Origin of the sequence: Niallia laureatilytica (assembly GCF_046613985.1) — a bacterium.
GTDB lineage: Bacteria > Bacillota > Bacilli > Bacillales > Cytobacillaceae > Niallia.
This window is the reverse complement of sequence record NZ_JBKKHP010000002.1, coordinates 911,261-918,058: the sequence shown is the minus strand read 5'-3', so window position 1 is coordinate 918,058 and position 6,798 is coordinate 911,261. Positions and strand designations below refer to the sequence as shown.

Annotated in this window: 8 protein-coding genes and 1 riboswitch; of the genes, 1 reads left to right on the top strand and 7 read right to left on the bottom strand. The window is 38.5% G+C overall.

The features are described from left to right. Positions 1 to 30: 30 nt before the first annotated feature. The 4 genes from ACLIJJ_RS09755 to ACLIJJ_RS09740 all read right to left on the bottom strand — a co-directional run bounded on the left by ACLIJJ_RS09755 (position 31) and on the right by ACLIJJ_RS09740 (position 2,660). The gene (locus ACLIJJ_RS09755) at positions 31 to 381 is read right to left on the bottom strand and encodes a hypothetical protein (RefSeq protein WP_233314237.1); all 351 of its coding nucleotides are present in this window, start codon (positions 379 to 381) and stop codon (positions 31 to 33) included. Between the two features lie 12 nt (positions 382 to 393). Beyond that, positions 394 to 1,389, bottom strand: coding sequence for a ketoacyl-ACP synthase III (locus ACLIJJ_RS09750; protein ID WP_237941246.1), 996 nt, complete (start codon positions 1,387 to 1,389; stop codon positions 394 to 396). A gap of 71 nt (positions 1,390 to 1,460) precedes the next feature. After that, a riboswitch (cyclic di-GMP riboswitch) is annotated at positions 1,461 to 1,551 on the bottom strand. Positions 1,552 to 1,683: 132 nt separating this feature from the next. Further along, on the bottom strand, positions 1,684 to 2,253 hold the full coding sequence (locus ACLIJJ_RS09745) for a histidine phosphatase family protein (protein ID WP_411410803.1): 570 nt from the start codon (positions 2,251 to 2,253) through the stop codon (positions 1,684 to 1,686). A gap of 68 nt (positions 2,254 to 2,321) precedes the next feature. Continuing rightward, positions 2,322 to 2,660, bottom strand: coding sequence for a cupin domain-containing protein (locus tag ACLIJJ_RS09740; RefSeq protein WP_233314771.1), 339 nt, complete (start codon positions 2,658 to 2,660; stop codon positions 2,322 to 2,324). A 133-nt stretch (positions 2,661 to 2,793) separates the two neighbouring features. Here ACLIJJ_RS09740 and ACLIJJ_RS09735 point away from each other — a divergent pair, with 133 nt between their 5' ends. Then, entirely contained in the window at positions 2,794 to 3,156 is a 363-nt protein-coding gene (locus tag ACLIJJ_RS09735) for a group I truncated hemoglobin (protein WP_233314239.1), read from the top strand. A gap of 46 nt (positions 3,157 to 3,202) precedes the next feature. Here ACLIJJ_RS09735 and ACLIJJ_RS09730 read toward each other — a convergent pair whose 3' ends face one another. The 3 genes from ACLIJJ_RS09730 to ACLIJJ_RS09720 all read right to left on the bottom strand — a co-directional run bounded on the left by ACLIJJ_RS09730 (position 3,203) and on the right by ACLIJJ_RS09720 (position 6,522). Next, a complete protein-coding gene (locus tag ACLIJJ_RS09730) occupies positions 3,203 to 4,237 on the bottom strand; it encodes a DUF3231 family protein (RefSeq protein WP_233314240.1) in 1,035 nt (344 codons plus the stop codon). A gap of 73 nt (positions 4,238 to 4,310) precedes the next feature. Continuing rightward, complete coding sequence (locus tag ACLIJJ_RS09725; RefSeq protein WP_411228519.1) at positions 4,311 to 5,090, bottom strand: Cof-type HAD-IIB family hydrolase; 780 nt, start codon at positions 5,088 to 5,090, stop codon at positions 4,311 to 4,313. Positions 5,091 to 5,235: 145 nt separating this feature from the next. Continuing rightward, complete coding sequence (locus tag ACLIJJ_RS09720; protein ID WP_411410802.1) at positions 5,236 to 6,522, bottom strand: MFS transporter; 1,287 nt, start codon at positions 6,520 to 6,522, stop codon at positions 5,236 to 5,238. Positions 6,523 to 6,798 lie beyond the last annotated feature (276 nt).

Sequence of the window (6,798 nt, the reverse complement as noted above, 5' to 3'; positions counted from 1 at the left end):
TAAGCAAAGGCTTATCAGGCTTACATTCATTTATCTTACTGCTTCTTCTAATTTATCAACAAAAATTCCTGTATAGTTGATGCTTGCTGCAAGCTTCTTCATTTGCATTTTGGAAATAGCAGATGATGGATTAATCATGATGATTTTTTTGAAGCCGTTAGACATATACAGCTTGAAGCATCCTTCTAAAACTGGGAGCATATCAGGCTTAGATGCAGCAAGATTGGTTGAATCAATAACTAATGTATATGTTGCTGGAACGATTGATTTAACATGCTTATTATACTCAGCAAGAAACGACTGACCATCTTCTTCTTTCATAAATCCGCTGACAGTAATAAATAATTCCTTTGTTGCTTCCTTTTTTTCAAATGTAAACATAATAATTTCCTCCTAAAATTGATATAAAAGTGATGACATACTATAGCCGACAGCTACAGAGCAAAAAACTACCTTATCTCCGTCTTTTATTCTTTTTCGTTCAAGAGCATCATGGAGCGCAAATATCGGGCTGGTTACGCCTGTATAACCAAACTTTTCACCTACAAATGTATAGTTGTCTAGACCAACCTTAAGTTTCTGCAATGCTTCTTCCACTTCTGGTCTGGAAAACTGAGAAAAAATCCAGTGGTCAATCTCCGCTGGCTGCACATTATGCCGAGAGAGCATGGCAGTAATCAGCTTTTTCCATTCGTCAGAGAAAAAGCTGACATCATGGGGATCAAACCGAAGTTTTTTACTTGCAGCAGGGATGTTCTCATTAAACAGTTGAGAAAATCCTACAGCTGGATACATGACGAAGTCTGCAAGACTTGCATCTGTGTGATAATTGCTTGCTATAAGTCCAATAGGCTCTTCTGTTTTTTCCAGAACTACAGCACATGCGCCGTCTGCAAAGTTAGGATACATAACAGTATCATCTTTTCTGGCGATATTGCTTACATACACACTGCCGATAATAAGTGCTCTCTGAAGGTCTGCACGGCTCTTCAAAAATGCATTCACTTGATCAATAGCTGACAGCATTCCAATACAGTTAGCATTCATATCATAGACAATATGAGCATTTTTCGCCCCTAATATACGATTAAGGAGAAGTGCGTTGCTTGGATAAGTGTATTCAGGTGTGTCAGAGACAAAAACAATCATATCCAGTTCTTCTGCTTTAGTATTAGTACTATCAAGTGCTTTTACTGCTGCTTCGCTTGCCATCGTAATGGTGTTTTCTTTCTCCGGATTAACTAAATATCGTTCTTTCCTGCCAAGATGGTTCATCAATCCTTCTGCTTCTAGGCCTAATGCGTGAAAATGGTCTATAAAAAACTGATTATCATATTTTGTTTCTGGGTGGGCAATGCTAACACCCTTAATTTTAACTTGATTAGCCAACTTGCTCACACTCCCCCAAATTTCATAAAAAAAATCCACCCGAAAAAGGATGGATTGGTATCTGTCTCCTTTTCGGCAACCTGGCAATCATTGCAGCTTAACCACTGCTTTAGACCCATAGCTTTGCGTCCTTATTTTTCAATAAGTTTGCTAGTATCGAAGGCTTATCTTCTCATGTACGAGATTATTTTAGTATATTTATTTTCCTTCGTCTAGTATTTTAGAACTATTAAAGAAAGGTAAATATAACCAATTATTTGTATTTACCTAGTTTTATATACCTATAAACCCTCATCAAGTTAGATGTGTTGTACAATTATACAAGCTGCATTTCCAGCTGTTATCAATAAATGAAAAATTCGTAAAGGATGTATTTTTCAGCGGATGTTCCACACTAACTTGCCGGTCAAGCTCAGCTATAAGCATATTTAGAAGTGCACCATGACTGACTATCAATATATTTTGATGTATTGCTTTGTCTAATCTTTCACTTCTAAAGGCTTGTGTGCGTGCTTTGACACTTTCAACAGACTCTATCCCTAAGTCTAGCTCACGCCAATCCTCGCCCCATCTTGCTATTCTTTCTCGTTCTGTTGTTCCTTCTATCATTCCTCCGCCTGTTTCGCGCAGCCTTGAATCAAAAATAACCTTTATTTGCAGTCTTTCTGCCATGATTTCAGCGGTTTGTTTCGCTCTCATTAAGTCACTTGTGTAGATTACATCCCAATTATCTTGGCAAAGACGGTCTGCAAGCAAACGAGCTCCATCTACTCCCTCTTTATCTAAAGGAATATTGCTGCTCCCTTGTGCCCTTCCCTCTCTATTCCAAGCTGTACTGCCATGGCGAATTAATCCCAGTTTCATCTTGTTTTTCTCCCTCCTATAAAAAATGCTTTCCACTAGGAAAGCATTTTTAGCTATGTCTATGCAGCTCATGTGCCAGATATATCATTACTTGCCTTTTCAAAGCACAAATTAACCGTTCGTTCTAATGAGCGGGTTCGATGCATCACATTTGCCGGCACAGTATACATGTCACCTGGCTTTAAGCTTACTGTTTGGTTATTTTCCAAATCAATAAACAGCTCCCCTTCGATCACAATAAACAGCTCATCACAATCCTCATGCTTATGCCAATGATATTCTCCTTCAATGACAGCTATCCGAAGAGCGTGATCATTTACCTCACTTACTATAAAATTACTGTATTCTGCCTTACCCTTTGTCAACTCTAATAAATGAATTAACTCTAACTGTCCCTTTTTAACCAACCTGCTCACATCCTGCCTTTCATTTTCATTTAATATTTCTCTGCTTATTTCTAATCTCCTGTTTTTTTTATAAAAAGGATAAAAGTAGTAAGAATGGTTAATCTATACATAGTGAATAAAAGGAGGAATAGTTATGGAGCAATCTTTATATGAAAAAGTTGGCGGAGAAGAAGCAATTTCTAAAGTAGTTGATTATTTCTATAATGAGTTAGTATTAAAGGATGAATCAGTAAGTCATTTTTTTGAGCATACAAATATGGAAAAACAACGCAGTCATCAGACTAAATTTATCAGTTTTGCATTAGGCGGACCGAAGCAATATACAGGAAAGGCAATGGCAAAAGCGCATGAAGGAATGAATATCCAGCCGGAACACTTTAATGCAATCGTCAAGCATTTGCATGATGCACTTGCTCATTACGGTGTAGAGGAGAACGATATCCAGACCGCTTTAGAAAAGGTTGGCGGCTTAAAGGACGATATTTTGTACAAATAAAGAGCAAAAGAAGGTTTACCCTTCTTTTGCTCTTTCCACTTACTATTTAAGGTTTGGCAAGATCATCCCGGTTAACTGCATGCGGCGGTTCTTCCATCCAGCCGTTTTCCATCATTATTTTTGCCCCGTTTGTCACAAACATCATAATATTCATAAGCGATTTCGTATACATAACTCCGATATCATGTCTGCCATTTACAGCAAGAGAATTTCCGAACGCTCTTATTTTCATGGAAAACATGTCAACTTTATGAAAAAGCATCAGCTTATCAGAAAAGGGCGCAAACGTCGAAGTTGTTATTAAATGGTCTAAGTATTCGGGAGACGGCAAGTTTTCCTCATGAAGTAAAAGCTTGTACCGTTCCACATTCTTATGCGTCATCTCTTTCCCTCTTATAAATAAGCTTTTCACTTTTTCCTGTCTTGCAACTTGACCGAAAGCCAGTATTAGCGCTTTGCTTGTGACATTGTTTTCGATATTGTCGTAAAGATGGGTAATCTCCATCGCATGAAGAGGGCGAACTTTCCCAATATATCCATTCAGAAAATTTTCGTTGGCAAATTCAGGCCTGTCTTGCACTGGAATAAGCGGCGGCTTCTTAATAAAGCCCTTCCTTAATAGAATCATTTTAATTTGCTCCATCAATTGCATCGTTGCATCCATACAATAAACGAAAAAATCACGAACATCCTCACGATAGACGAGGGGAATGGCTATTTGATAGATGCTCAAACCTGCTTTGGCTGCGTATTTTAAATAATGAACATAGAATTCATCTTCAAATAGCTTAGGAGCATTTAAATTAACATCCTTTTCTGTGAAGCCGACAGGAAATGGAATCTTATCTTTTTTAAATATTTCCTTCGTCGTTTCCAGGAAAACATCCGATAAGTGTAAAGCATTCTTTAATAATGCTTTAATATCCTCATCCTCCACATGCTGTAAATAATAGCTCAGTATGCATCTCGACATGCTGTTTCCCATATAGGTTGCCCACAGCTTTGCCACTTCTGCCGAAGTAAGTGGTTCATTCGGACTTGATTTATGTGAGCCTATTTTAATCGGTTTGATTGTATTCAAGGCATATTCCTCCACGTCGGTTTTGCTTATTTTTTCCGTGAAGGAATCAGATTATACAAAGGATTAGTTACTCTTACAGCAGACCTACCAACTGAAGACCATGAACAATTCCGTCTTCTTCCACCGATTTCGTTACATATTTGGCACAAGCCTTTATATGCTCCTCTGCATTGCCCATTGCCACACTGTTAACAATAGCTGTCAGCATTTCCAAATCGTTTTCACCATCGCCAAAGGCATATTGGTTCTCTTTAGCAATGCCGAGCTTTTCGGTCATTTTGGCAATACCTCGAGCTTTTGAGCCGCCTTTAGGCAAAACATCGACAGATACAGGATGCCATCTGACAAAGTCGAAATCTTCAAAGACTTGTTCATACTGCTTTTCTTCCCCCTCCTGGCAGAATAATAGCGACTGGAACAGGTCTCTGTCTTTATAATAAAGAGGATCATGTGTTGGAAAATGGGCTATTTTCAGTGTTTGGATGCTTTCTTGTATAAAGATATGCTCCGGAACATTTGCTCTCATATCCTCATGGTCCATATACACTACCGGATGGTCATTTAGCAATGCGGCTTCGGCAAGCTTTTCCAATGATTGAATATTTAATGGGTTCTTATATATAACCTCGCCATTTAACACGACATACTGTCCGTTGTAGCTGACATACGAATCGATTTCAAGCTCCTTGCGTAAATCTTCGAACATAAACGGCGCTCTTCCTGTAGCAATCGCTACCTCATGGCCTTTTTCTTTTAATTGGAAAATTGCTTCTTTGGCAGACTGAGGCAATTGCTTTTCATGTGTAAGCAAAGTCCCATCTATATCAAAAAATATAATGCTTTTCTCGTTCATTTCATTCCCTGCTTTCTATTAGTAATCCTGCTGTAAAAATAACTCCGCTGTTATGTCTATTACTTGAAGTAACAGCTTAATTTTCATTTAGTTTACGGTATGAAACGCATTTCAGGTCAATTATTAATTGTGTAAACGCATTAAATCATATTATTTCTTTGTTTTTTTCTGTTGACCTATACAGAAAATAACAGCATACCGAGCATAAGAGAGCAAGCAGTCCTATAAATCCATAACCAAATTTCAAACCAATGATTTCACTGTTCGCTGCACCAAGGCTATTTGCAGCTATACGAGCTGTATCAATGATAAAGCCAATTAAGAAATTTCCGATCACACTCGCTATTCCCATTAAAGTAACGGTAAAAGTGATCGCAGCTCCCGTTCCAATCGGGTATCTCTTGGCGAGCAATGCCATAATCGTTGGATATACCAGGGCTATGCCTATGCCAGAAATGCAAAAGAAGATGGCGCCTTTTTCTCCGATAAGAATTCCTGCAATGGTGCAAATACCAGAAAAAGCCGAAAAGTACATGATGGACCTAGCAAAGCCAATCTTGTCTGTTACAGGACCTAGCAAAAGCCGTGCAAACATAAAAAACAGAAAGAATAATGACAGCATATTCGATGCTTCCTTTATATCCCAGCTATATGCCTGCACTAAGAAATTGATCAGCCAGCCGCCTACTGCCATTTCTGAGACGACTCCTAACGAAAGAACAGCGACAATCAGCCATGCAACCCTGTCCTTAATCAAAGACTTAAAGGAAGCACCGTCGCCGTCACTTTTACTTTCAGCCGGAAATTTACTAAAAAGAGACGGTAGAATCGGCAGTAAGGATAAAGCTAAAAACAAAAAATACATGCCGCGCCATCCGACATCTCCTTCTCCCCAATGCCAATCCATCACAGAGGCAGCGAAAATTGGTGCGACAGTGGAGCTTAATCCATAAAAGAAATGAGAGATATTCAGCATGGTACCTGTATTTTTTGTAAAAATTCTGGCTGCCATAATGCCAAGGGCAATCTCTAGCATGCCATTCCCCAAATATAAAACAAAAAAGGCAGCAGACAGCGAAGGAAAACTTGCTGACAGATAAATGAATACTCCTGAAAAGGTCATAAGTAGGAATGCAGAGATTCCTGTCCATTTCACTCCGATTCTGTCAGACATCCAGGATGTATAGGAGCATGCAAGAAGATAGCCGAATGAGTTTAAGGCTAAAAGCAAACCAATCTGCGTCTGACTAGCACGAAAGTCTTGTTGAATAAGCGGAATAGCCGGACCTTTTATATTTTCCGAAAAACCAAAAATCAAAAAACCGCCGAAAACTATACTTATGAGCAAATAGTGATTCCATTTACGATCCAACGGATTTTTTTGCAGCACAGCGCGTGCTGTATCGTCTTGTTTGTAATTTAAATTAGCCATAGACTTTCCTTTCTTTAGTCGGTTCTGTTCAATATGTATTTTGCAAAGAACTCTTGTGTCAACTACTAGAGGTCTATGCTAAAAAGCAAAGTTTTATCGATTAATTCCAATTCGATTATTGTCCTTTTCCCTCCTGTTTGCTGAATTTAGATAATGTTTTTATATTAGTCAGCACCTAAAAATATGACCAGCTCTCCCTAGAATCAGTTAAACACATCTAGAATATTAAATTCTTGATGGTTTGCTCTTTTCCTGCCTAAGCTTTGTAAAGAAAAA